Raw genomic sequence first — 21158 nt, 5'->3', positions numbered from 1 at the left:
TCTAGCCTACCAGTCCGAGGGCACGCGCCGCGCTGATCGCCTCGCGGCGACGCTTGCAGCCGAGCTTACGGTAGGCGTTGGACAGGTGGAATTTTACCGTCGCCTCGCTGAGCCCGAGCGCGTTGGCAATGAACTTGTTGGACGATCCCTCGGAGATCATCATCAGCACCTTGGTCTCGCGCCGGCTGAGCCCGTTCTGGGCTCCCAGCGCCGAGTTGGGCAGGCCGCCATCGCGCAGGCGCCGCAGCACCTGGCGGACCGGGGCGGAGATTTCGAGATACTCCCCGATACGCTGCTGCTCCACCAGTTCGCTGAGGAACACCCGCTCCTCGGCCAACGGGGCAATGGCGCCCAGGCGCGCTGCTTCCTCGAACACCTTCTGCAGCAGCGCCCGCGCCCGCGACAGGTTGCGCTGCCGCTTGTGGACGAAGGCCAGCCAGACTTCGGCGCAGAGCCGCTGGCGTCCGGTGAGGTTCAGGTTGCCGATGATAAAGCCAAGCTGCCGCTCGAGATGCGGGCGGGTCGGCTGCTCATAGACGATGTGCCGGAGCCAGATCATCGCCTGGACGATCTCGTCGCGGTCCTTAAGGCGCTCGAGTTCCTCGCCGGCGGCCGCAACCCATGAGCGGGTGATGCGAGTGGCGAGGGCCGCGATCTTCTCGGCCGCCTCCTGCCAGCGGTTGGCATTTTGCAGGATCGCCGCCTCGCGCAGCTCGATCATCAGGCCGAACTGCCGGTTGGAGATCTGGTAGACCCGCCAGCGATCAAGGAAATTCCGCGCCGCGAGGGTGGAAAAGTGCTCGCTCAGCGCCTGGCTGCCATAGTGCAGGGCGAACTCGATCAGGCTGGGCCAGATCTCGCCGTGGACGAAATCGTCGAGTTCCGTGCTGAGGAAGCGGGCAAGCGGCTCGGGCTTACCGCCTTCGTAGTCGATGCAGGCGTTGAGCAGCGCCAAGAGGCGCTCGTCGCCCGGACTGTCGAACGCGATAGCGTGCAGGTAACGCGCCGCCTGCTCGGCGTGCCGACGGGCATTGTTGGCATCGCCCATCAGCAGGCGCACCAGCGCCTGGTGCAGGCTGATGTAAAAGGCGAGCATGGGCACCTTGGCCTGCTCGTAGTGGTAGAGGGCGCGCTGCGCGACGTCCTCGGCGGCCGCGAGGCGCCGGCCGCGGATGTAGAATTCCAACACTGAGTTGTAGAAGCTGCCGCGCACGATGTGATCGTCGAGCGGCAGGTCGCCCAAGGTGTCGAAGACCTGCTCAAACAGCTCGTCGGTCAGTTGGTAATCCTCGTAGATCAGCATGACGACGCGGAAGGCGAGCAGGTCGGTGCTGTACTTCTCGCGGTGCGTGAAGACGCTGTGGAAGTCGTTGATGCCGCTACCGAAGCGATCGGCCAGCAGCCGGCGGGCACGAGCCACCTCGCCATGCTTGAGCGCCTGCATCGCGAGGCTCATCACCAGCGTGTCGTTGCCGAGCGCATAGTCGGACGGAAAGCCGGCGAGCACGCGATCAAACGCCGCGGCCCCGTGCCGGTAGAGGTAGAACCGGCCACCGCCGGCAGCGTAGACGGCGGAGGCCTCGTCGAAGCGGCCGATCGCTTGCCACGTCGTGATGGCATCCGTCATCCAGCCCTGTCCGGCATAGGCCGCCGCAAGTTCCGCCGCCCGTTGGGGATGCGCGCGTCGCGCGGCGAGTTCCGCGGCAAGCGCATGTCGCAGCGCCGGGCGAACCGGATCGAGCAGCGCCAGTAACTCCGAGCTCGCCACCGGGGTGGGGTTGCCGTCGAGCCAGGCCGCGAGAGCCACAAGTTCGACCGCGCTTATCGGCGCCAGCAGCTCGCTGGCGAGGAAGCGCGCCATCTCCTCTTCACCCGGGCTCGATCGGCCGAGCAGGATCGGCCAGCCGCGCGACTGCTGGAAGGCGCGCTCGGCCAGCCGCGCCGGCATCGCCTGCCGCAGCTCGTCTCGGCCGATCAGCAGTTCCGATACGCCAAGACGCCGGACGTGGCCGTAGACAGCGGCGCGATCGAGCGACGGCAGCACCGTCTCCGGCCGCTTGGCGATGATGATCCGCCGGTCGCCGGAGACGAAGGCCTCGGGCAGGGGATCGGGCGAACTGCCCGGCGGGATGTCCCACACGGTAACCGGGAGGCTGGCTTCAACTGGTGCGGCGGCTGAGCGGTAAACGCTGGTCCCCAACTCCTCCGCCAGTTGCGCCAAGAGGATGGATTTGCCCATGCCGGCCGGCGCCTCGAGCAGCACCACCGTTTCGGGCACGGCGAGCAGATCGCGGCGCTTCTGCGCACGGTCGATGTGCGGTCTCGTCGGGGCACTGGGCATGGGTGTCGTGGGCAAGGCGCGGTCCTGTTACGGAGAACAAGGCCGGAAAACCAAGGCGGGCACAAGGGCGAGGGCGGTTCCTTTAGAAATGCCGTTGTCATTGATCCCGTTCAGCTTGCATCAACAATTGCTCTGCCATATGAACCGCCTCGGTGAGGCCACATGGCGGAGTGGTTACGCAGCGGATTGCAAATCCGTGTATTCCGGTTCGATTCCGGATGTGGCCTCCAACCTTCTCTCAGACATCCCCGTTCCAGCGCCAACGCGCGTCTGCTCGCTTGGGCGTTTGCCCCATTCCCGGCAGAGCACCTGTGCGCTGCCGATCGGCATCCTTGAAGCATTCATCTGCGGGGCGTATGCACCTGCCTGACGCCTCCAGCCCGAGGGAGCCGATATGGCCGATTTTGCGAATGCCCGCCTCAAGATGGTCGATAACCAGCTGCGCACCAGCGGCGTGATGGACCATCGGATTCTCACTGCCATGGGTACGGTCCGGCGTGAGGCCTTCCTGCCGGCCGATCGTGAGGCGCTGGCCTATGCCGACGTATCGCATGCCCTGGGCGCCGGCCGCTATCTTGGTGCGCCTGCGCCTTTCGCCAAGCTGCTGCAACTCGCCGAGATCGCCGCGACCGATCGGGTGCTCGATGTCGGAGCGGGCACCGGCTACTCGACGGCCGTATTGGCGCTGCTGGGCGCCTCGGTCACCGGGCTCGAGATGGATGCGGCGCTCGCCGGCAAGGCCACGGTCAACCTCGAGGCGGCCAATGTGGCCAATGCCGAGATTGCCGTCGGCAGTTTCGATGGAGCAGGGCTGCCGCGTGATCATTTCGACGTCGTCGTCGTCGAGGGGGCGGTCGCCGCAGAACCGACGCCGCTGTTCCACCTCTTGCGCGAAGGCGGGCGTCTGGTGGCGCTGATCGCCAATGGCGGCCCGGCAGTCGCGCATATCTTCGTCAAATCCGGCGGCGAGGTTGCCGGCCGGAGCGAGTTCAATACCTCGCTGCCGCCGCTGGCTGAAGTGCCGCGGGTAGAGGCCTTCGTGTTCTGAGCCGGTCGTTTTCTAACTGACCCGCGGTTCGGCAGTGTTGCCGGGTAATCACGGGACCAAACATTTCCAAGGTTAAAACCTCGCAACACTTGAGTTGCGAGGTTGTGCGTCCCATGTGCCCGACGTAACGTCGGAAGGCTGTCGGAGGTTTTGACTATGCGTTTCCTGGGGGCAATGCGGGCGGGCGCCCTTGCCGTTTCACTGAGCATGCTGCCGGCGACGGTGCATGCGGAGAGTCTGAGGGCGGCGCTCGAGAGCGCGTATCAGAACAATCCCAACATCATGTCGGCGCTGCTGAACGTGAAGGCGACTGCCGAGAACATCGCGCTGGCGAAATCCGGCAAGCTGCCTTCGCTCGGCCTGTCGAGCAGCATCGGCGGCTCCTGGGAACAGCCGCAGGGTGGGGAGTTCAACACCGCGGCCAGTTTCTCCACCGGCCTCAATTACAGCCAGACGCTGTTCGACAACTACAAGACCGACGCCGAGATCGAGCAGGCCCGCGCCGGCACCGAGGTGGCGAAGTACGCGCTGCGCAACGCCGAGCAGAACGTGCTGCTGGCGGTGGTGCAGGCCTATTACGCGGTGATCCGCGATACCCAGCTGGTGCAGTTGCGCTCCGACAACATGGCGTTCTTCGATGCCCAGGTGAGCTCCTCGGAAGATCGCCTGCGCCTCGGTGAAGGCACCAAGATCGACGTGTCGCAGGCCAAGACCCGCCAGGTTGCCGCGGTGGCACTCTACCGCTCGGCCATCGCCTCGCTGCAGACCAGCCAGGCGAGCTACGAGCGCTGGGTCGGCCACAAGCCCAAGAACCTCAGCTCCGACTTCAACTTCGGCAAGTCGCTGCCCACTTCGATCGACGGTGCCATCGCCTCGGCGCAGGAGCGTCATCCGGCGCTGCTGTCTGCCCGCGCGGCGATCCGCGTGGCGCAGGCCGGATCGGATGCGGCCAGTGCCTCGTTCGGCCCGACCCTCAGCCTGATCGGCGCGATCGATGCGACCACCAGCTATTCCAGCAAGCTCGGCGGGACCAGCAGCGCGCTGGGCGGTTCCGCCAAGCTGTCGCTGTCGATCCCGATCTATTCGGGCGGCGCGCTGTCGGCGAGCCTGCGCAAGGCTAATATCCAGCAGATCCAGAGCGAGGTCGACGCGCTGTCGGCGCGCGACGAGATCAAGGAGTCGGTGATCTCCGCCTGGTCGACGCTGCAGAACTCCACCTCGCAGATCGACTCGGCGCAGGCCGCGGTCGGCTCCAGCCAGCTGGTCGTCGATGGCACCATCCAGGAGCGCGATGTCGGCCAGAAGACCACTCTCGACGTGCTCAACGCCCAGGCCGAACTGACCACCGCCCGTGAATCGCTGATCACCGCGCGCTCGACCAAGATGATCGCTGCCTTCTCGCTGCTCGCTGCCTCCGGCAAGCTGTCGCCGGAAGTGCTGGGCCTCAAGGTCGCGATGCACTCGGCCGACGGCTATATCGCCAATGTCGAGGATGTCTGGGCCGAGCTCCGCGCCCTCAGCGACGACTGATAGTCGCGGCCGCCCTTGGTCCGCATGGACCGGGATGTGGCCGAGGCATACCCTCAGAATCAGGCCGCGATGCGCAGTCCGCATCGCGGCCTTTTTGATGCGGCCGCGAGGGGCGGTCCGCAGTTTTGGGGGAACTATGAAAGCACTACCGTTCTGGTTCATCGCCGTCGGCGCGGTTCTGGCGCTGTTGGGGATGGCGTGGGGCATCCAGATGGCCATCACGCAGGATCACACGCTGTCGCCGGGCCATGCCCACAACAACCTCATCGGCTTCGTCACGATGGTGATCTACGGCGTCTACTACAAACTGGTGCCGGCTGCCGCGCAGACGCGGCTGGCGCTGGTGCATTTCTGGGTGGCGTTGCTCGGCGCCCTGACCATCGGTATCGGCGTCGCCATGGCAACCTCGGGGCAGGGCGAATGGCTGGCCCAGGTTGCGTCGATCGCCACGATCATCGGCATGGGTATCTTCGTCTATACCATCGTCCGCAATCGGGCGGCGCTCGCCTGACGCTCCGGGTCAAGCGCTACGCGACCGTCTTCCCCCGGAAATCCCTGGGGGAAGACGCTACGGCTGGTGTGCCGCCGATTCACAAAGCGCCATTGCTTGCACTAAATTGGATGCAGTTGATTCGGTCATGTCGCCGAATCCGCCCAAAGTGCGGCCGCGTATCTGGCGGGTAATGTGAGGCAGTTATGAACAAGCCGGCGCCCAAAGAGCCCTCGATGGACGAAATCCTGTCCTCGATCCGGCAGATCATCGCCGATGACGATGCCGGGGCGGCGCCCAAAAAGCCGGTCATGCCGGCGCCTGCACCGGCCCGCAGCTTCGTACCGCAGCCGGCCCCGCGTCCCGTCGAGCCCGAACCCGAGCCGTTGGCGCTTTCGTCCGAGCAGATCCTGCGCGACACCGCAGCCGAGGACGGCGCCAAGCCTGGCCTCAGCTTCTCCGAACTGTTGGGCGGCAGCGCCCCGGCGCCGGAACTGGACGCGACGCTGATCGACCCCGACGACATCTCCTTCGAGCAGGAAGAAGAGCCCGCTCCGGCTCCGGTGTTCGCCCCGCCGCCACGCGCCGCCGCTCCCGCCTACGAGCGCCCGGCGCCACGGCCGGCCGCCTCGGTTGCCGCCGCCGCGCCGATGCCGGATCCGTCGCTTTCTGCCGATCTCGCCGAGGAGTTGCTCGAGCCGACCACCCAGTCGGCGGTGAAGAGCACCTTTGCCCGCCTCTCCGGGTTGTCGACCGTTAGCAGTGGCGTCACCATCGAAGACATGATGCGCGAGATGCTGCGCCCGATGCTGAAGGAATGGCTGGACGAGAACCTGCCTTCGGTGGTCGAGCGGATGGTCGAAAAGGAAATCGCCCGGGTTTCGCGCGGCGGCAAATAGACGTCACCTGAAGCAGACGGCCCCCTCCCATCCTCCCCCATGATGGGGGAGGTGCTCCGCCGGCGAGCGGGGCTCGATCAAGCCACAACCCCGACTCTTCACCTCCCCCTTCATGGGGGACTTCGAGCAGTCCCGTAGGGCAAATCGCTCCAGTGGAGCGATTTGAGGCGAGAAGGCCATGAGAGCTACGCTCGAATGGCGAGGGAGGGGGCCGTCTCTCTCAGTCGTCCCTTGCATGGCAGAACAGCGTCACCACATGCGTTTGTGTTGACTTCCCCCTCACGCCTTTGCTTTAGACCTAGCCACTGAGTTCTGGGGCCCGCCGGCGCTTTGGTGCGCGCGGGCCGTTTGCCGTTGGAAACCACCGATGCTTGAGAAGACTTACGACCCCGCCGCCGTCGAGACCCGCATCTACGAGCAGTGGGACAAGGCCGGCACCTTCAAGGCTGGGGCAGGGGCCAAGCCTGGCGCCGAGAGCTTCTCGATCGTCATTCCGCCACCCAATGTCACCGGCTCGCTGCATATCGGGCACGCGCTCAACAACACCATCCAGGATATCCTGATCCGCTTCGAGCGCATGCGCGGCAAGGACGTGCTGTGGCAGCCGGGCACCGACCACGCCGGTATCGCCACCCAGATGATCGTCGAGCGTCAGCTGGCCGAACGCCAGCAGCCCGGTCGTCGCGAGATGGGCCGCGAGAAGTTCCTCGAGCGCGTCTGGGAGTGGAAGGCCGAGTCCGGCGGCACCATCCTCAACCAGCTGCGCCGCCTCGGCGCCTCCGCTGACTGGTCGCGCGAGCGCTTCACCATGGACGAGGGGCTTTCCGAGGCCGTTCGCAAGGTGTTCGTCACGCTCTACGAGAAGGGCCTGATCTATCGCGCCAAGCGCCTGGTGAACTGGCATCCCGGCCTCGAAACCGCCATCTCCGATCTCGAAGTCGAGAACATCGAGACCAACGGCAAGATGTGGCACCTGCGCTACCCGATCGAGGGGAGCGAGGAGACCATCACTGTCGCCACGACCCGTCCCGAGACCATGCTCGGCGACGTGGCGGTCGCCGTGCATCCCGAGGACGAGCGCTACAAGCACCTGATCGGCAAGCACGTCATCCTGCCGCTCGTCGGCCGCCGCATCCCGATCATCGGCGACGAGTATGCCGACCCCGAGCTCGGCTCGGGCGCGGTGAAGATCACCCCGGCGCATGATTTCAACGACTTCGAAGTCGGCCAGCGCCACGGCCTGAAGCCGATCAACATCTTCACCACCACGGCCACGCTGAACAACACCGTGCCGGCGGCATATCGCGGGCTTGACCGGTTCGACGCGCGCGCCAAGATCATTGCCGAGCTCGAGGCTTCGGGCGTGCTCGTCTGGGTCGACGACAAGAAGATCATGGTCCCCTACGACGAAAAGTCGAAGCTGATCGTCATCGAGCCGTTCCTCACCGACCAGTGGTTCGTCAAGGCCGACATCCTGGCCGAGCCGGCGCTTGCTTCGGTCAAGGAGGGGCGGACCAAGTTCGTCCCCAAGGCCTACGAAAACACCTATTACGCCTGGATGGAGAACATCAAACCCTGGTGCATTTCGCGCCAGCTCTGGTGGGGCCATCAGATCCCGGCCTGGTATGGCCCGCGGCTCAGCACCGATCCGGATTTCAACAACCGCGATGCCGGCCTCAAGTGCTTTGTCGCCGACAACGAGGCCGAGGCGGTCAAGCTCGCCCAGGCCTACTACGGCGCGCGCAAGATCGAGGTCTATCAGGGCGGCGCCACCGCGCCTGACTATGCCAAGGCCGTCACCGGCTTCGACACCACACAGCGCGACCGGCTGAACGCCGACACCTGGAACATGCGCAAGCACCGCGATCCGTTCGCCGAGCTCTCGGACAGCAAGGTGCCGCTGCATCGCGACGAAGATGTGCTCGATACCTGGTTCTCGTCGGCGCTGTGGCCGTTCTCGACCATGGGCTGGCCGAACCAGACGCCTGAGCTCAAGAAGTACTACCCGACCAGCGTGCTGGTCACCGGTTTCGACATCATCTTCTTCTGGGTCGCCCGCATGATGATGATGGGGCTGGAGTTCACCGGCACCGAGCCGTTCCACACCGTTTACATGCATGCGCTGGTCCGCGACGAGAAGGGCCAGAAGATGAGCAAGACCAAGGGGAACGTCATCGACCCCCTGAGCCTCGTCGACGAATACGGCGCCGACGCCACCCGCTTTACGCTGGCCGCCATGGCAGCGCAGGGCCGCGACATGCGCCTCGCCATTTCCCGCGTCGAGGGTTACCGCAACTTCGTCACCAAGCTCTGGAACGCCGCGCGCTTCCTCGAGATGAACGGCTGCGTCCGGGTCGAAGGGTTCGATCCGAAAAAGAACGCCCTCGCCATCAACCGCTGGATTGTCGGTTCGACTGCCCGCGCCGTGGCCAGCGTCACCGCCGCGCTCGACGACTACCGCTTCAACGAAGCCGCCAATGCGGCCTATGATTTCGTCTGGGGCACCTTCTGCGATTGGTACATCGAGCTGGCCAAGCCGGTGTTCACCGGCGAGGACGAGGCTGCCAAGGCCGAGACCCAGGCGACGGCGGCCTTCGCGCTCGACCAGATCCTGAAGCTCCTGCACCCATTCATGCCCTTCGTCACCGAGGAGCTGTGGGCCGAGACCGGCAAGAGCGGCCCGGCGCGCGAAAAGCTGCTGATCATTTCGGAATGGCCGGAACTGGCCGGCCTCGAGGATCCCGAGGCGCAGGCCGAGCTCGATTGGCTGGTGTCGCTGATCTCCGGCATCCGCTCGGTCCGCCAGGAAATGAACGTCCCGGCCGGCGCCAAGGTGAAGCTGCTGGTGGTTGGGGCCGGGGAGACGACCGGCATCCGCGTCGAGGCCAATCTCTCGGCACTGACCCGGCTCGCCCGGCTCGAGAGCGTCGACTACACCTCGGATGTGCCGCGCGATTCCGCCCAGTTGGTCCTCGGCGAAGCCACTTTCGTGCTGCCGCTCGCCGGTGTCATCGATCTGGATGCTGAGCGCGGTAGGCTGAAGAAGGACATCGCCAAGGAGACGGTCGAGATCGACAAGATCGACAAGAAACTGGGCAATGAGCAGTTCCTTGCCAAGGCCGCCGAAGAGGTGATCGAAGAACAGCGCAGCCGCCGCGCCGAGGCGGAGGATCGCCGTGCCCGCCTCACCGAGGCTCTGTCACGCCTGAGCTAACGGAGCCTCCATGGGCGAAACAATGCCGGCCAGCAACCAGCGCCAGCCGATCAAGGACTGGATGACTATCGTCCAGTTTGATGGCCGCGGCGGGGTGCGCAAGCTCGAAGAGGCCGAGGAGGCGACGTTCGCCACCCCGGCTAAGGGCTTTGCGCTGATCTCGGGCAACTCGCGGGCGCCGGAGTTCAAGGTCTGGCTGAAGCGCGAGCTCGGCGATTTCAACGCCGACCTCATCACCGTGCCGTCGACCCGCAGCCGCTGCACCGTGCTCGATGATCGGGCGCTGGTGGTGTTGCGCGTTGCCCGGCCCGGCGCCGATCCTGAGGATGTCGGCCGGCAGCTGCTGACGCTGTGGATCGAGAAGGGGCGGGTCATCATCGCCTCCGAGCTCAACATCGTCGAGTTCCTCGGCATCACCCAATGGCAGCAGACGCACCACGCGCCGGTGTCGCCTGCCGACCTCGTCGCCCGTCTGGCGCTCCGCGCCGCCGACCGGATTGAGCCGCTGATCGAGCGGATGGGCGACAGCCTCGACAGCATCGAGGAGATGCTGATGATGAACCGTGCCGGCGACACCCGCTCGCGGCTGGCGCATCTGCGCCGCACGCTGATCAACATGCGCCGCCTGATCTGGCCGCAGCGCGACGTGCTGACGACGCTCGAAATCGAAGACCTCAGCTTCTTCACTGCCCGCGACCGGGTCCGCCTGCGCGAGGCGGCGGCCCGCACGGCCCGGCTCGGCGACGAAATGCAGACGCTTTCCGAGCGCGCCGTGCTGGTGCACGAGCAGTTGCTCGATACCCGCGCCGAGCAGATGAACCAGACCATGCTGCTGTTGGCAGCGGCGACGGTGGTGCTGATGCCGCTTACCGTGATCAGCGGCATCCTCGGCATGAACGTCGAAGGCATCCCGTTCCACGACAGCCCCTATGCGTTCTGGATCGTGACCGGCTTCCTCTGCGTGCTCGGGGTCGCCATCTACCTATTCATGCGCAAGAAGAAATGGATGTAGACCCCTAAGGGGACTCACCTTTCGCCCGGGCCTGACCGGATGCCTTCAGCGCAGCGATAATGACAGAGACCTGCTGTTCGGCGCGTGACGCGGCAGCAGCCATTGCCTAAACTCTGCTGCACTTTTGCAAGGATTCACCGGCCCCCGTGCTCAATCGGCTTTACATCGTCGTCGGCGTCATTGCGATCCTGCTGCTCGCCGCAGCCTTTGTCGTGCCCAGCTTCATTCCCTGGGGGCAGTATCGCGACCGTCTCGCCGCCATCGCCGGGGAGGTGCTGGGGACGCCCGTGCGCATCGAAGGCGATGTGTCGTTTTCGCTGCTGCCGCAGCCGAAGCTGACCTTCTCCAATGTCAGCGCCGGGCCGCCTGAGGCGCCGAACCTGACGGTCGAGCGGGTCGAGGCGGATTTCTCGCTGATTGATTTCCTGCGCGATCGCTACAACGTCACTGAGCTGCAGCTCGATGGGCCAACCGTGTCGATCGACGTTGCGGCCGATGGCTCGGTGGATGCGGGCATCGCGCTCGCCAAGGCAGTGAGCAGCAATATTTCCGTCGCCAACGCCGTGGTCAGCGGCGGTACCGTCAAGCTGCACGACGCGCGGGCCGGCGAGACCTACATCGCCTCGAACGTCGCCGGCGACCTGAAGCTCGAGGCGCTGCGCGGCCCGTTCTCGTTCCAGGGCACCGGCAATGTCGATGGCGCCGTCTATGCGCTGCGCGTCACCACCGGTCAGCTCGACGCCGAGGGCGGCGGGTCGCTCGCCATGACCCTGAGGCCGGCGGACGAGCGCTTCACTCTTGCTGCCGAGGGCTTCCTGACCCCGGGGCTGACGCCGGGCTTCACCGGCACCATGACCTACCGGCAGCCGCCGCCGAGGCCGGCCAAGGCGGGGGCCGAGGATGCAGGGCAGGGCGACCTGGTAATGACCAGCAAGATCGAAGCCAGCCCCAGCAAGGTGCTGCTCTCCGACTATGTGGTGATCCCCGACGAGAACCGCGCCGCGACGCGCCTGCTTGGCGCCGCCGACGTGACGCTGGGGCGCGGCATGGCCTTCAACGCGGTGATTTCGGGTGGCCTGCTGGCGCTGCCGCCGCGCGACGCGACGGCGGAGCAGGCGGTCGAGCCCTATGAGCTGGTCCGGCTGCTGCGCGAACTGCCGCTCCCCGCTGCCCCCGGCATCCCGGGCACCATCGGCCTCGATGTGTCCGAAGTGAACCTCCGGGCGTTCTCTCTCCGCAACGTCCGGCTGGATGCGACCGCCCATGCGGGCGGCTGGACGGTCCGCGGGCTGACGGGAATCCTGCCGGGCGACACGCGCGTATCGCTGAGTGGCGACGTCACCACCGAGACCGGCCGCCCGGAGTTCTCCGGCACGTTGTCGCTGCAGTCGCAGCGGCTCGACGCGCTGACTACGCTGTGGCGGAAGCCGGCTGACGGCAACCCGCTGTTCGGCATGCCGGGATCGATCGAAGCCAGGGTCGACCTGGTCGGCGAGACGCTGTCGGTCAGTGACGGGCGGGTCGAACTCGACGGCGAGGCGCGGTCCTTTTCGGCGCAGCTCGGGCTGGGCGCCACGCCGGACCTCCACATCACCGCCGATATGGGGCAGCTCGACGCGGCGCGCAGTGCCGCGCTGCTCGCCTTGCTGCCCGATCTCAGTGCCGATGCGGCATTCCCGGCGAGCTTCCCAAAGGGCGAGTTCGAGCTGGTCGCCGACAGCATGACGCTGGGCGGACTCAACGGCCGGGCGCTCTCGGCTCGCGGTTCGTGGGACGGTGGCGTGCTGGTGGTGGACGACATTTCCGCCGGCGATCTCGGGGGCGCCAGGTTCAAGGCCTCGCTCACCGCCTTCGGCTCGATCACCAAACCGGAACTCTCCGGCTCAGGCACGCTCACGGTGACCTCCGCCGATGCCCCGGCGCTGGCGAGCTTCTACAAGGCGATCGGCGCATCGCCGGCCATCGAGAGTTTTCTCACCCCGTCGCTACCCGCCGACCTGGCACTGCGCCTCGATGCGCCAAGCGGTGACGGAGCACAAAGCCTTGCGATCTCCGGCCGCCTGGGCACTGCCGAAGTCGCCGCCGACGCCGAATTGCAGGCCGGTTTCCTGCGTGCGCTATCAGGACCGGTCAAGCTTCGGCTCGATATGAAGTCAGCCGACTCGACCGCCATGACCGCGCAACTGGGTCTCGGAGAGGTCAGCCTGTTCGGCGTGGGCGAGCCGGTGCACCTGGTGGGTGTTATCGATGGCAACATCGCCAACAGCCTTGAAACCACCGTGCTGGTCGAAGGCGGCGGCGACTCGCTTGGCTTTTCCGGCAATCTCGTGGTCACCGATCCGGCGGCCTATAGCGGCAAAGGCACTATCAAGGCGACGCTTGGTGATCCCACCGCCTTTGCCGACTGGCTGGGGGCGGGCGGCGTCTCGCTGCCGGCGATAGCGGCTTCCGCGCGGGTCGATTTCACCGGCTTCTCCGACGTTCAGCTTTCCGACATCACCGGCACCTCCGGCGCGGAGAGCTTCACCGGCAACCTGAAGCTGGCGAGCCGTGGCGCCACCCGGGCGGTCAGCGGCAGTATTGCCGCGGGACGGCTGGACATCGGCGGGCTGCTGCAAACCCTCACCGGGCCGGCCTCGCAGCTCTCCGGCAACGGCCTCTGGCCGGATGGGCCGCTTGCCACGGGCGACGGCGCGCGCGCCACCACCGGGCGCGTTTCCATCACCGCTCCGGCGCTGGCGATAGCCGGCAAGCCGCTGGTCACGGACCTCGCGTTCGATCTCGATTGGGATGCCACTACCACGCGGTTTCGCGGGCTCACCGGCAAGCTCGGCACCGGCTCGGTCGGCCTCGAGCTCGCGGTCTGCTGCTCGGGGCCGCTGACCGACAAACAGGTCACCGGACGGATCTCGCTGATCGGGGTCTCGCTCGACGACATCGCGCCGCCGCTGGTCGCCGACGCCCTCGGCGGCACACTCGATGCCTCTGGCCGGTTCGACGGCACTGGCGGCTCCGTCGCCGGCGTCATCGGCGCGCTGACCGGTGAGGGGACCTACACGGTGAGCGGGCTGAAGATCGAGCGGCTCGATCCGCAGGCGCTGAGCCAGGTGGCCAACGCTGAAAAGGTGCTCGAGATGCAGCCGGAAGAACTGAGCGCGCTGATCGAGGATCGCCTCGATGATGGACCATTCCTCGCCCCGCAGGTGACTGGCAGCTTCAATATCGCGGGCGGCGTGCTGCGCAGCCCTAACCTGTCGATCGAAGGGGAGGGTGGCCAGGTGTTCGGCAGCGGCTCGCTCCACCTCAGCGATCTCGGGCTCGGCGGGGATTACACCATCGCGCCGACGACAGTGACGCCGGCAGCGCTGGTTGCCACCGGCTCGGCCCGAGTCGCCGCGAGGCTCGGCGGCACGTTGCTGGCGCCCGAGCGGACCTTCGACGTCTCGGGCCTGGTCGACGCCATCATGGTCAAGGCTTACGAGGCCGAAGTGGCGCGGCTCGAAAAGCTGCGCGAAGAGGACGAGGCGCGCCGCCAGGCCGAAGAAGCCGAGAAGGCTCGGCTCGCCGCCGAAGCTGCCGCTATCCGGGCTGCCGACGAGGCCGCCACGAGGAAGGCCGCCGAAGCGGCTGCGGCCCAACAAGCGGCAGAGGAGGCTGCCGCCAAAAAGGCTGCCGACGAGGAAGCGGCCAAAAAGGCAAAGGACGAGGAAGACCTGCGCAAGGCGCTCGAAGAGTTCAACCGACCGATGGATATCGGGCTGGGGAACTAACCGCGGTCGCGGTACCAGGCGAGCACCGCGAGCCGCACCGCCGACGAGAGGTTTGGCGCTTCGCGCTCCTGATCGATCTCGGCGATCACTGCGGCAATTGATTTGCCGCCCGCCAGCGCCATCGCTTCGAGCCCGGCCCAGAATTCTCTTTCGACGGCGATGCTGGTGCGGTGCCCGGCAATGGTCAGCGAGCGCTTCTCCACCGCGCCGTTACTTCTTGCGGAAGCTGTCGAGGCTCACGACCTTTTCGCCCTGCGCTTCGGGAGCAGCGGCAGGTTTCGCCGGTGCCGCCGCATGCGGTTCGTCGGCCGTCTCGGGCTCGATTTCGGCGTCCTCACCGGCCACCCGCTCGACATCGAACTGCAGGCCGAACTGTACCGAAGGATCGAAGAAACCCTTGATGGCGGAGAACGGGATCGCCAGCAGTTCCGGCCGCCCGTCGAACGAGAGTTCGACCTCGAAGCCGGTCTCGCTGACCCTGAGCGCACCGAACTGGTTCTGCAGCACGATGGTCATTTCCTTGTCGTACTGCTCGAGCAGCCGCTGGCTCATCCGAACTCCGGGCGCCTTGGTGACGAAGGAGATGAAAAAGTGATGGTCGCCGGGCAGGCCAGTCCGCGCCACTTCGGACAGCACCTTGCGCACAACGCCGCGCAGCGCTTCCTGGGCCAGAATATCGTAGCGGATCAGGTCTTCAGCCATATCGTCCTTGCGTGCGGGGGAATCCCCGTAAGGGTCCATATCACCGCTGCGAGGCGCACAATTCAAGGCAAAACCGAAACGGCGGTCCGCGACGTCGGGACGCTCATGTGGATGTCGGAGGAGTGAGGGAAGTGCAGGCTTCTGTTGCCAGGTGCCTGCGAACCCCGCCTGTCGGACTGCTAGGCCCGGAGGACTTCTAGTTCAGGTGCCGGCGCCGCATTAAGCAGCGATAGCAACCTTAGCATAGTTGTCGTTGGCAACTATTAGGATGGCCCGATATCGGTGGTACCATGCCGAGCAAAAGTCTAACCTTTACGCCCTTGTCGATCCTGTTTCGTCCCCATGAGCCCGCCACGACGGGGAGTTCTGGTGGAGACGCCGGGCACTGCCCCCGGGTCCAATAGGTTTATTACGCTAGCCGTTTATCGCCATAGCCGTTGCCGGCAAGCCCTATATAGGCGCGACGGGCGCGTGATGCAAACGGCCCTGTGGAAGCCGGTCGGAGCGCCTCCGAATCGCAGTAAGCTGAACGGATGCGCCAATACCTAGACCTTCTCCGCGACGTCCTCGACAACGGCACCGATCGGCCCGATCGCACCGGCACCGGCACTCGCTCGGTGTTCGGCCGGCAGACGCGCTTCGACCTCGGCAAGGGTTTTCCGCTGCTGACCACCAAGAAGCTGCACATCAAGTCGATTGTCTACGAACTGCTCTGGTTCCTACGCGGCGAGACCAATGTGCGCTGGCTGCAGGAGCGCGGCGTCAAAATCTGGGACGAATGGGCCGATGCGAACGGCGATCTCGGGCCGGTCTATGGCTCGCAGTGGCGCAGCTGGCCGGATGGCGACGGCGGCACCATCGATCAAATCGCCAATGTCGTGAAGTCGATCACCACCAAACCCGACTCGCGCCGCCATATCGTCACCGCCTGGAACCCGGCTGAGGTCGACGACATGGCGCTGCCGCCGTGCCACTGCCTGTTCCAGTTCTACGTCGCCGACGGCAAGCTCAGTTGCCAACTCTATCAGCGCTCTGCCGACCTTTTTCTGGGCGTGCCGTTCAACATCGCGTCCTACGCATTGCTGACTGAAATGATGGCGCAGGTGACCGGGCTGAAGCCCGGCGAGTTCGTCCATTCGTTCGGCGATCTCCACCTCTACCACAACCATTTCGACCAGGCCCGGCTGCAGCTCAGCCGCGATCCGCGGCCGCTGCCGCGGCTGACCATCAACCCCGACAAGCGCGATATCTTCGATTTCGAGTTCGAGGATTTCATGATCACCGGCTATGATGCACACCCCTCCATCAAGGCCGAGATCGCCGTATGAGGATCCTGTCGATCGCCTGCATGCTCGCCGCCCTTGCCGCGGCGCCGACGCTTGCCAACGACACCATGTCGACGCTGGGCGCCGGCGGATTAGTGTTCGTCCAGACCGACGATGTGAAGATGCTGAGCGAGGACCTCTACGTCTCGCCCGAGCAGGTCCGGGTGAAGTACGAGTTCCGCAACGAGGGGGCTGAGGATACCGACGCGCTGGTGGCCTTCCCGATGCCCGACATCACCGGCGACGGGGATTTCATGGTGGCGATCCCCACCGAGGACCCCGAGAACATCTTCGGCTTCGAGACGCTGGTGAACGGCGAGCCGGTTTCGGCCGAGCTGCACCAGTATGTGTTCGCCACTAATATCGACTACACGCAGTACCTCACCGACCTCGGCCTGCCGCTGACGCCCTATGGCGATGCGACGGTGAAGGCGATCAATGCCCTCGACGAGGCGACCAAGCAAGAGTTGCTGCACCGCGCCCTGGTGATCCCGATGGAGTTCGACCAGGGGCAGGGCATGCATACCGAATACTGGCCGGTATGGACGCTGCGCTCGACCTATAGCTGGGAAGCGCATTTCCCGGCCGGCGAGACCGTGACGGTCGAGCACCAGTATAAGCCGAGCGTCGGCGGCACCGTGGCCGTGACCTTCCTGTCGCCGCCTTACGAGGGCTATGATCCAGCGGTCGAGTACAAGCGCAAGTACTGCACCGACGACAGCTTCATCAACACCGTCAAAAAGACCCTGCCGAACCCCGACGAACCCTATGGCGCGCCGTTCACCGAGAGCTGGGTCAGCTACATCTGGTCGACCGGCGCCAACTGGGCGGGTCCGGTCGGCAAGTTCCACCTGACCATCGACAAGGTGCTGCCGCAGAACCTCGTGTCGTTCTGCTGGGATGGCGAGGTCAAGAAGACCGGCCCGACGACCTTCGAGATGGAGGCCAAGGACTGGTGGCCGCCTTACAACCGGGAGCTCGAGGTGTTGATCCTCAACCGGCAGAACCCCGAACCCAACGTCGGCTGATGGCGACGATCACCGAACTGACCGAGCGGGTGGAGCAGGTTTCCGCCGTCTATGCCGAGCGCTGCGACATCCGCCGCGATGCCGATTGGTATGCGCTGAAGCTGCAGGAAGAGGCCGGGGAACTGGTCGCCGAGCATCTGCGCAGTACCGGCCGTGGCCGTGTCGGCGAGCGCTCGGCAGCCGCCATCCGAACGGCGCTGGAGGACGAGGCGGCCGATCTCCTGGCCCAGGTGCTGCTGTTCTGCCGGCATAACCAGATCGACGTCGAGGCCGCTCTCGAGCGCAAGTGGTTCGCCCATCTCAAGCGTCTGGACACCGCCCGATGAGCCTCGTGATCCGCAGCGCGGCGCCCGATGATGCCGCGCTGATCATCCGCTTCATCGCGGCGCTGGCCGAATACGAAAAGCTGTCGCATGAGGCCAGGGCCACCGAGGCCGACATCCTGCGCGACCTGTTCGGCGCCGACCCCAAGGTGTTCTGCGAGATCGCCGAGTGGGCGGGCAAACCCGTCGGCTTCACGCTCTGGTTCTACACCTACTCGACCTTCCAGGGACGCCACGGCATCTGGCTGGAGGATCTGTTCGTCGACCCCGAGGCGCGCGGGCTGGGCGTCGGCAAGGCCTTGCTGGTCAATCTGGCGCAGCGCTGCGTGCGCGAGGGGCTCGGCCGGTTCGAGTGGTGGGTGCTCGACTGGAACGAGCCATCGATCCAGTTCTACAAATCGCAGGGTGGCGTCATGCAGGACGAGTGGACCAAGGTTCGCGTCGATGGTGATGCGCTGGCGCGGCTCGGTGCGCCATGAGCGTCCCGGTGGCGATGATCGCAGCGATCGGCGAGAACGGCATCATCGGCTCGGATGGCGCGATCCCCTGGCGTTTGCCGACCGATTTCGCCCATTTCAAGCGCACCACGATGGGCAAGCCCTTGATCATGGGCCGCAAGACCTTCGAGAGCATCGGCAAACCGCTGCCCGGCCGCACCAACATCGTGGTGACGCGACAACAGGGCTACCTGCCGGACGGTGTACTGGTGTTCCACAGTCTTGCCGAGGCCCTCGACCACGCACGGCAGATCGCTGCTGCCAACGGCGTTGACGAAGTCATGATCGGTGGCGGTGGCGAAATCTATCGTGAGGCCATGCCGTTGGCGGAGCGACTTTACGTCACACATGTGGTGGCCTCACCCTCTGGCGATGCTCGCTTTCCATTGATCGATCCCAAGCAATGGGAAGTAGAAGCCGAGCCTGAACTGTTGCGCACCGAACGCGATAGCGCCGACTTCACGGTAAAAGTCTATCGTCGGCGTGAACCCGCTGCACGTTGATCGCAGGGGAGCGCTTGCCTATATAGGGCGGCAATCGATAATCCGGCTGAAAGGTGGCGTATGCCCTGGGACAACAATACGGGCGGGGGAGGCCGCAACTCCAACAACGGCGGCCCCTGGGGTCAGACGCCGGGTGGTGGGGGTAGCGGTGGTGGCGGCGGTGGCCGCCGGGGCGGTGGTACGCCCAACCTCGAAGAACTTCTGTCCCGCGGTCGCGACCGTTTTCAGGGTGGGATCCCCGGTGGGCGCTGGACTATCATCGGCGTCGTCCTGGCGCTCGGCGCGTTCTGGGTGGCCAACTCGGTGTTCACCGTCCAGGAACAGGAATGGGCGGTAAAGCTCCGCTTCGGCCAGCCGCTGGAAAGCGTTCCGGCCGGCCTGCATTTCGCGCTGTGGCCGATCGAGACCGTCGAGCGGGCGCCGCGTACGGAAAACCGCACCGAGATCGGATCTGTCGGCTCGACGCGCACGCAGTCTGACGAAGGGCTGATGCTCTCGGGCGACCAGAACATCGTCGACGTGAAGTTCTCGGTGCTGTGGTCGGTGACCGACCCGGTAGCCTACCTGTTCAACGTCCGCGATCCCGACGACATGGTGCGCTCGATCGGCGAAAGCGCGATGCGCGAAATCGTCGGCCGCCGTCCGGCGCAGGACGTGTTCCGCGACGATCGCGCCGGCATCCAAAACGACGTGCGCGGTATCGTACAGTCGATCGTCCAGAGCTACAGCATGGGCGTGACGGTGTCGCAGATCGCCATCGAGCAGGCGGCCCCGCCGACTGAAGTGGCCGACGCCTTCAACGAAGTGCAGCGTGCCGAACAGGACGAAGACCGTTTCCAGGAAGAAGCGCGGCAATACGCCAACACGCTTCTGGGTGACGCTCGAGGTCAGGCCGCACAGGTCCGCGAAGATGCGGCCGCCTACAAGAACCGTGTCGTGCAGGAAGCAGAAGGTGAGGCGGCTCGCTTCCTCTCCATCTACGCCGAGTACGCCAAGGCCCCCGAAGTGACGCGCAAGCGTCTGTTCCTCGAAACCATGGAGCAGGTGCTGGGCGGTTCGGAGAAGGTGCTCGTCGACAAGAGCGCCGGATCGGGCGTTGTGCCCTACCTGCCGCTGCCGGAGATCCGGCCGAACTCGACACTCAACACCACGCCCGTCCCCGCCGACGCGACGCCGAGGTAAGCCATGAACAGACTTGTTATTCTCGGCATTGCCGTCGTCGCTCTGCTGTACATCTTCGTGTCGTCGATCTTCGTGGTCAACGAGCGCGAACAGGCCATCGTCATGCGCTTCGGCCAGATCACCGACGTGAAGACGGATCCGGGTCTCTATTTCAAGATCCCGACCAACTTCGTCGACACGGTGCAGATCATCGAAGACCGGCTGCTGCGCTACGACGCCGCCAACATGACGGTGCAGGTGTCGGACGGTAAGTTCTACATCGTCGACGCCTACCTCACCTACCGCATCGCCGACCCGCGGCTGTTCCGCTCCCGCGCGCAGGGCGAACTGCGCGTGGTGGAGGATCGTGTGTCGACCCGTTTCGACGCGGCGCTCCGCCAGGTCTACGGTCGTCGCGCCTTCACCGAGGCGCTGTCCGAACAGCGTCCGGAGATGATGCGCGAGGCGCGCGACCTGATCCGCCCCGATATGGCCCAACTGGGCATCGAGGTGGTTGATGTGCGCATCATCCGCACTGACCTCGATCCGAGCGTTTCGGCCGAAACCTTCAACCGTATGAAGGCCGAGCGTCTGGCCGAAGCGGCATTGCTTCGCGCCCGTGGTCAGGAAGCGGCGCAGACCGCCCGAGCCATCGCCGATCGTCAGGCCGTCGAGGTTCTCTCGGCAGCCCGCCGTGACGCGGAAATCCTGCGAGGCGAGGGCGATGCCGAGCGCTCGCAGATCTTCGCCGATGCTTATAACCGCGACACCGACTTCTTCGACTTCTACCGTTCGATGCAGTCGTATCGCGCGGCGCTCGGGCCGAACGGCACCACCATGGTGCTGTCGCCGGACTCGGAGTTCTTCCGGTTCTTCCAGAACCAGAACCCCGACAACGTGACGCCGCCGCCCGAAGCCGCGACGACGCCGATCCCGGCGACGCCGCTGGTCGAAGAGCCGCCCGTGGACTCGCCGGTCCTCAGCCAGCCTGCCGCCGACGCGGTCACCGCCCCTGCCGAGGCTGCACCGACGGAAGCTGCACCGGCGGAGACCACTCCGGCAACGCCGGCTTCGGCCGAACCTGCACCGGCCGCGCCGGCGCAGTAAATGCTCGAGCTCTTCTCGGCACTGGCCCTCGTGCTGGTCCTGGAAGGGCTCGTCTATGCCGCGTTCCCCGAACAGATGAAGAAGCTGCTGGCGTCGATCCAATCGACGCCAGCTTCAACCATTCGTGCGGCTGCGCTGGCTTGCGCCGGGGTCGGACTTGTTCTCTTGTGGCTGCTTCGGGGCTGACTGCGACATGCGCAGCCGCGGC

Annotated in this window: 18 protein-coding genes, 1 tRNA gene and 1 other RNA gene; 16 read left to right on the top strand and 4 right to left on the bottom strand. The window is 65.7% G+C overall.

The window, feature by feature from the left end; translation table 11 throughout:
- Window position 1: 1 nt before the first annotated feature.
- Complete coding sequence (locus ACSQ23_RS12910) at window positions 2-2356, bottom strand: response regulator transcription factor (protein WP_436090856.1); 2355 nt, start codon at window positions 2354-2356, stop codon at window positions 2-4.
- 141 nt (window positions 2357-2497) lie between these two features.
- Between ACSQ23_RS12910 and ACSQ23_RS12905 the strand changes: the two genes are divergently transcribed.
- The 8 genes from ACSQ23_RS12905 to ACSQ23_RS12870 all read left to right on the top strand — a co-directional run bounded on the left by ACSQ23_RS12905 (window position 2498) and on the right by ACSQ23_RS12870 (window position 14304).
- A tRNA-Cys gene (locus ACSQ23_RS12905) sits at window positions 2498-2571 on the top strand.
- 164 nt (window positions 2572-2735) lie between these two features.
- Complete coding sequence (locus ACSQ23_RS12900) at window positions 2736-3389, top strand: protein-L-isoaspartate O-methyltransferase family protein (RefSeq protein ID WP_436090855.1); 654 nt, start codon at window positions 2736-2738, stop codon at window positions 3387-3389.
- Between the two features lie 156 nt (window positions 3390-3545).
- Complete coding sequence (locus ACSQ23_RS12895; protein WP_082528061.1) at window positions 3546-4919, top strand: TolC family outer membrane protein; 1374 nt, start codon at window positions 3546-3548, stop codon at window positions 4917-4919.
- A 136-nt stretch (window positions 4920-5055) separates the two neighbouring features.
- Complete coding sequence (locus ACSQ23_RS12890; protein WP_055878519.1) at window positions 5056-5430, top strand: hypothetical protein; 375 nt, start codon at window positions 5056-5058, stop codon at window positions 5428-5430.
- A 185-nt stretch (window positions 5431-5615) separates the two neighbouring features.
- On the top strand, window positions 5616-6308 hold the full coding sequence (locus ACSQ23_RS12885) for a PopZ family protein (RefSeq protein WP_436090854.1): 693 nt from the start codon (window positions 5616-5618) through the stop codon (window positions 6306-6308).
- 367 nt (window positions 6309-6675) lie between these two features.
- Window positions 6676-9522: a valine--tRNA ligase gene (locus ACSQ23_RS12880; RefSeq protein ID WP_055878515.1), complete on the top strand. Its 2847-nt coding sequence runs from the start codon at window positions 6676-6678 to the stop codon at window positions 9520-9522.
- Between the two features lie 10 nt (window positions 9523-9532).
- Window positions 9533-10534 carry a CorA family divalent cation transporter gene (locus ACSQ23_RS12875; RefSeq protein ID WP_055878514.1) on the top strand — a complete coding sequence of 334 codons (1002 nt, stop codon included), beginning with the start codon at window positions 9533-9535 and terminating at the stop codon, window positions 10532-10534.
- 146 nt (window positions 10535-10680) lie between these two features.
- Window positions 10681-14304: an AsmA family protein gene (locus tag ACSQ23_RS12870; RefSeq protein ID WP_436090853.1), complete on the top strand. Its 3624-nt coding sequence runs from the start codon at window positions 10681-10683 to the stop codon at window positions 14302-14304.
- Here the strand turns inward: ACSQ23_RS12870 and ACSQ23_RS12865 are convergent.
- The 3 genes from ACSQ23_RS12865 to ssrA form a co-directional block, all read right to left on the bottom strand.
- Window positions 14301-14507, bottom strand: a complete 207-nt coding sequence (locus ACSQ23_RS12865; protein ID WP_055878509.1) for a ribbon-helix-helix domain-containing protein — start codon at window positions 14505-14507, stop codon at window positions 14301-14303. The genes ACSQ23_RS12870 and ACSQ23_RS12865 overlap by 4 nt on opposite strands.
- Window positions 14508-14514: 7 nt before the next feature.
- Window positions 14515-15006, bottom strand: a complete 492-nt coding sequence (locus ACSQ23_RS12860) for an SspB family protein (RefSeq protein ID WP_055878507.1) — start codon at window positions 15004-15006, stop codon at window positions 14515-14517.
- 130 nt (window positions 15007-15136) lie between these two features.
- Window positions 15137-15490, bottom strand: a transfer-messenger RNA (tmRNA) gene (gene ssrA, locus ACSQ23_RS12855).
- Between the two features lie 49 nt (window positions 15491-15539).
- On the opposite strand from ssrA, the gene ACSQ23_RS12850 reads away from it, so the two are divergent.
- From ACSQ23_RS12850 to ACSQ23_RS12815, 8 genes are read left to right on the top strand one after another with little or no spacing between them, the layout of a single operon-like run.
- On the top strand, window positions 15540-16334 hold the full coding sequence (locus ACSQ23_RS12850; RefSeq protein WP_055878506.1) for a thymidylate synthase: 795 nt from the start codon (window positions 15540-15542) through the stop codon (window positions 16332-16334).
- Window positions 16331-17359, top strand: coding sequence for a DUF4424 domain-containing protein (locus ACSQ23_RS12845; protein WP_055878504.1), 1029 nt, complete (start codon window positions 16331-16333; stop codon window positions 17357-17359). The genes ACSQ23_RS12850 and ACSQ23_RS12845 overlap by 4 nt, the downstream gene beginning before the upstream one ends.
- A complete protein-coding gene (locus ACSQ23_RS12840; RefSeq protein ID WP_055878502.1) occupies window positions 17359-17685 on the top strand; it encodes a MazG nucleotide pyrophosphohydrolase domain-containing protein in 327 nt (108 codons plus the stop codon). Before ACSQ23_RS12845 ends, ACSQ23_RS12840 begins: the two co-directional genes overlap by 1 nt.
- Window positions 17682-18161: a GNAT family N-acetyltransferase gene (locus ACSQ23_RS12835; protein ID WP_055878501.1), complete on the top strand. Its 480-nt coding sequence runs from the start codon at window positions 17682-17684 to the stop codon at window positions 18159-18161. The genes ACSQ23_RS12840 and ACSQ23_RS12835 overlap by 4 nt, the downstream gene beginning before the upstream one ends.
- A gap of 14 nt (window positions 18162-18175) precedes the next feature.
- Window positions 18176-18682: a dihydrofolate reductase gene (locus tag ACSQ23_RS12830; RefSeq protein ID WP_248310539.1), complete on the top strand. Its 507-nt coding sequence runs from the start codon at window positions 18176-18178 to the stop codon at window positions 18680-18682.
- A 60-nt stretch (window positions 18683-18742) separates the two neighbouring features.
- A complete protein-coding gene (hflK, locus tag ACSQ23_RS12825) occupies window positions 18743-19864 on the top strand; it encodes an FtsH protease activity modulator HflK (protein WP_055878497.1) in 1122 nt (373 codons plus the stop codon).
- Window positions 19865-19867: 3 nt separating this feature from the next.
- Complete coding sequence (locus ACSQ23_RS12820) at window positions 19868-20950, top strand: protease modulator HflC (protein ID WP_055878495.1); 1083 nt, start codon at window positions 19868-19870, stop codon at window positions 20948-20950.
- Window positions 20951-21136, top strand: a complete 186-nt coding sequence (locus ACSQ23_RS12815; RefSeq protein ID WP_055878493.1) for a DUF2065 domain-containing protein — start codon at window positions 20951-20953, stop codon at window positions 21134-21136. It abuts the gene before it with no gap.
- Window positions 21137-21158: the final 22 nt, after the last annotated feature.

Origin of the sequence: Devosia sp. LjRoot16 (genome assembly GCF_964252795.1) — a bacterium.
In the GTDB taxonomy this organism is placed as follows: Bacteria; Pseudomonadota; Alphaproteobacteria; order Rhizobiales; family Devosiaceae; genus Devosia_A.
This window is presented reverse-complemented; position numbering and strand designations above follow the sequence as displayed.

What these genes read in the sequence shown, in the direction of transcription:
- ACSQ23_RS12815 (WP_055878493.1), top strand. Translation starts at nt 20,951, where the DNA reads ATGCTCGAGCTCTTCTCGGCACTGGCCCTCGTGCTGGTCCTGGAAGGG.
- ACSQ23_RS12830 (WP_248310539.1), top strand. Translation starts at nt 18,176, where the DNA reads ATGATCGCAGCGATCGGCGAGAACGGCATCATCGGCTCGGATGGCGCG.
- ACSQ23_RS12885 (WP_436090854.1), top strand. Translation starts at nt 5,616, where the DNA reads ATGAACAAGCCGGCGCCCAAAGAGCCCTCGATGGACGAAATCCTGTCC.
- ACSQ23_RS12895 (WP_082528061.1), top strand. Translation starts at nt 3,546, where the DNA reads ATGCGTTTCCTGGGGGCAATGCGGGCGGGCGCCCTTGCCGTTTCACTG.
- ACSQ23_RS12820 (WP_055878495.1), top strand. Translation starts at nt 19,868, where the DNA reads ATGAACAGACTTGTTATTCTCGGCATTGCCGTCGTCGCTCTGCTGTAC.
- ACSQ23_RS12840 (WP_055878502.1), top strand. Translation starts at nt 17,359, where the DNA reads ATGGCGACGATCACCGAACTGACCGAGCGGGTGGAGCAGGTTTCCGCC.
- ACSQ23_RS12880 (WP_055878515.1), top strand. Translation starts at nt 6,676, where the DNA reads ATGCTTGAGAAGACTTACGACCCCGCCGCCGTCGAGACCCGCATCTAC.
- ACSQ23_RS12835 (WP_055878501.1), top strand. Translation starts at nt 17,682, where the DNA reads ATGAGCCTCGTGATCCGCAGCGCGGCGCCCGATGATGCCGCGCTGATC.
- ACSQ23_RS12850 (WP_055878506.1), top strand. Translation starts at nt 15,540, where the DNA reads ATGCGCCAATACCTAGACCTTCTCCGCGACGTCCTCGACAACGGCACC.
- ACSQ23_RS12845 (WP_055878504.1), top strand. Translation starts at nt 16,331, where the DNA reads ATGAGGATCCTGTCGATCGCCTGCATGCTCGCCGCCCTTGCCGCGGCG.
- ACSQ23_RS12875 (WP_055878514.1), top strand. Translation starts at nt 9,533, where the DNA reads ATGGGCGAAACAATGCCGGCCAGCAACCAGCGCCAGCCGATCAAGGAC.
- hflK (WP_055878497.1), top strand. Translation starts at nt 18,743, where the DNA reads ATGCCCTGGGACAACAATACGGGCGGGGGAGGCCGCAACTCCAACAAC.
- ACSQ23_RS12900 (WP_436090855.1), top strand. Translation starts at nt 2,736, where the DNA reads ATGGCCGATTTTGCGAATGCCCGCCTCAAGATGGTCGATAACCAGCTG.
- ACSQ23_RS12890 (WP_055878519.1), top strand. Translation starts at nt 5,056, where the DNA reads ATGAAAGCACTACCGTTCTGGTTCATCGCCGTCGGCGCGGTTCTGGCG.
- ACSQ23_RS12860 (WP_055878507.1), bottom strand. Translation starts at nt 15,006, where the DNA reads ATGGCTGAAGACCTGATCCGCTACGATATTCTGGCCCAGGAAGCGCTG.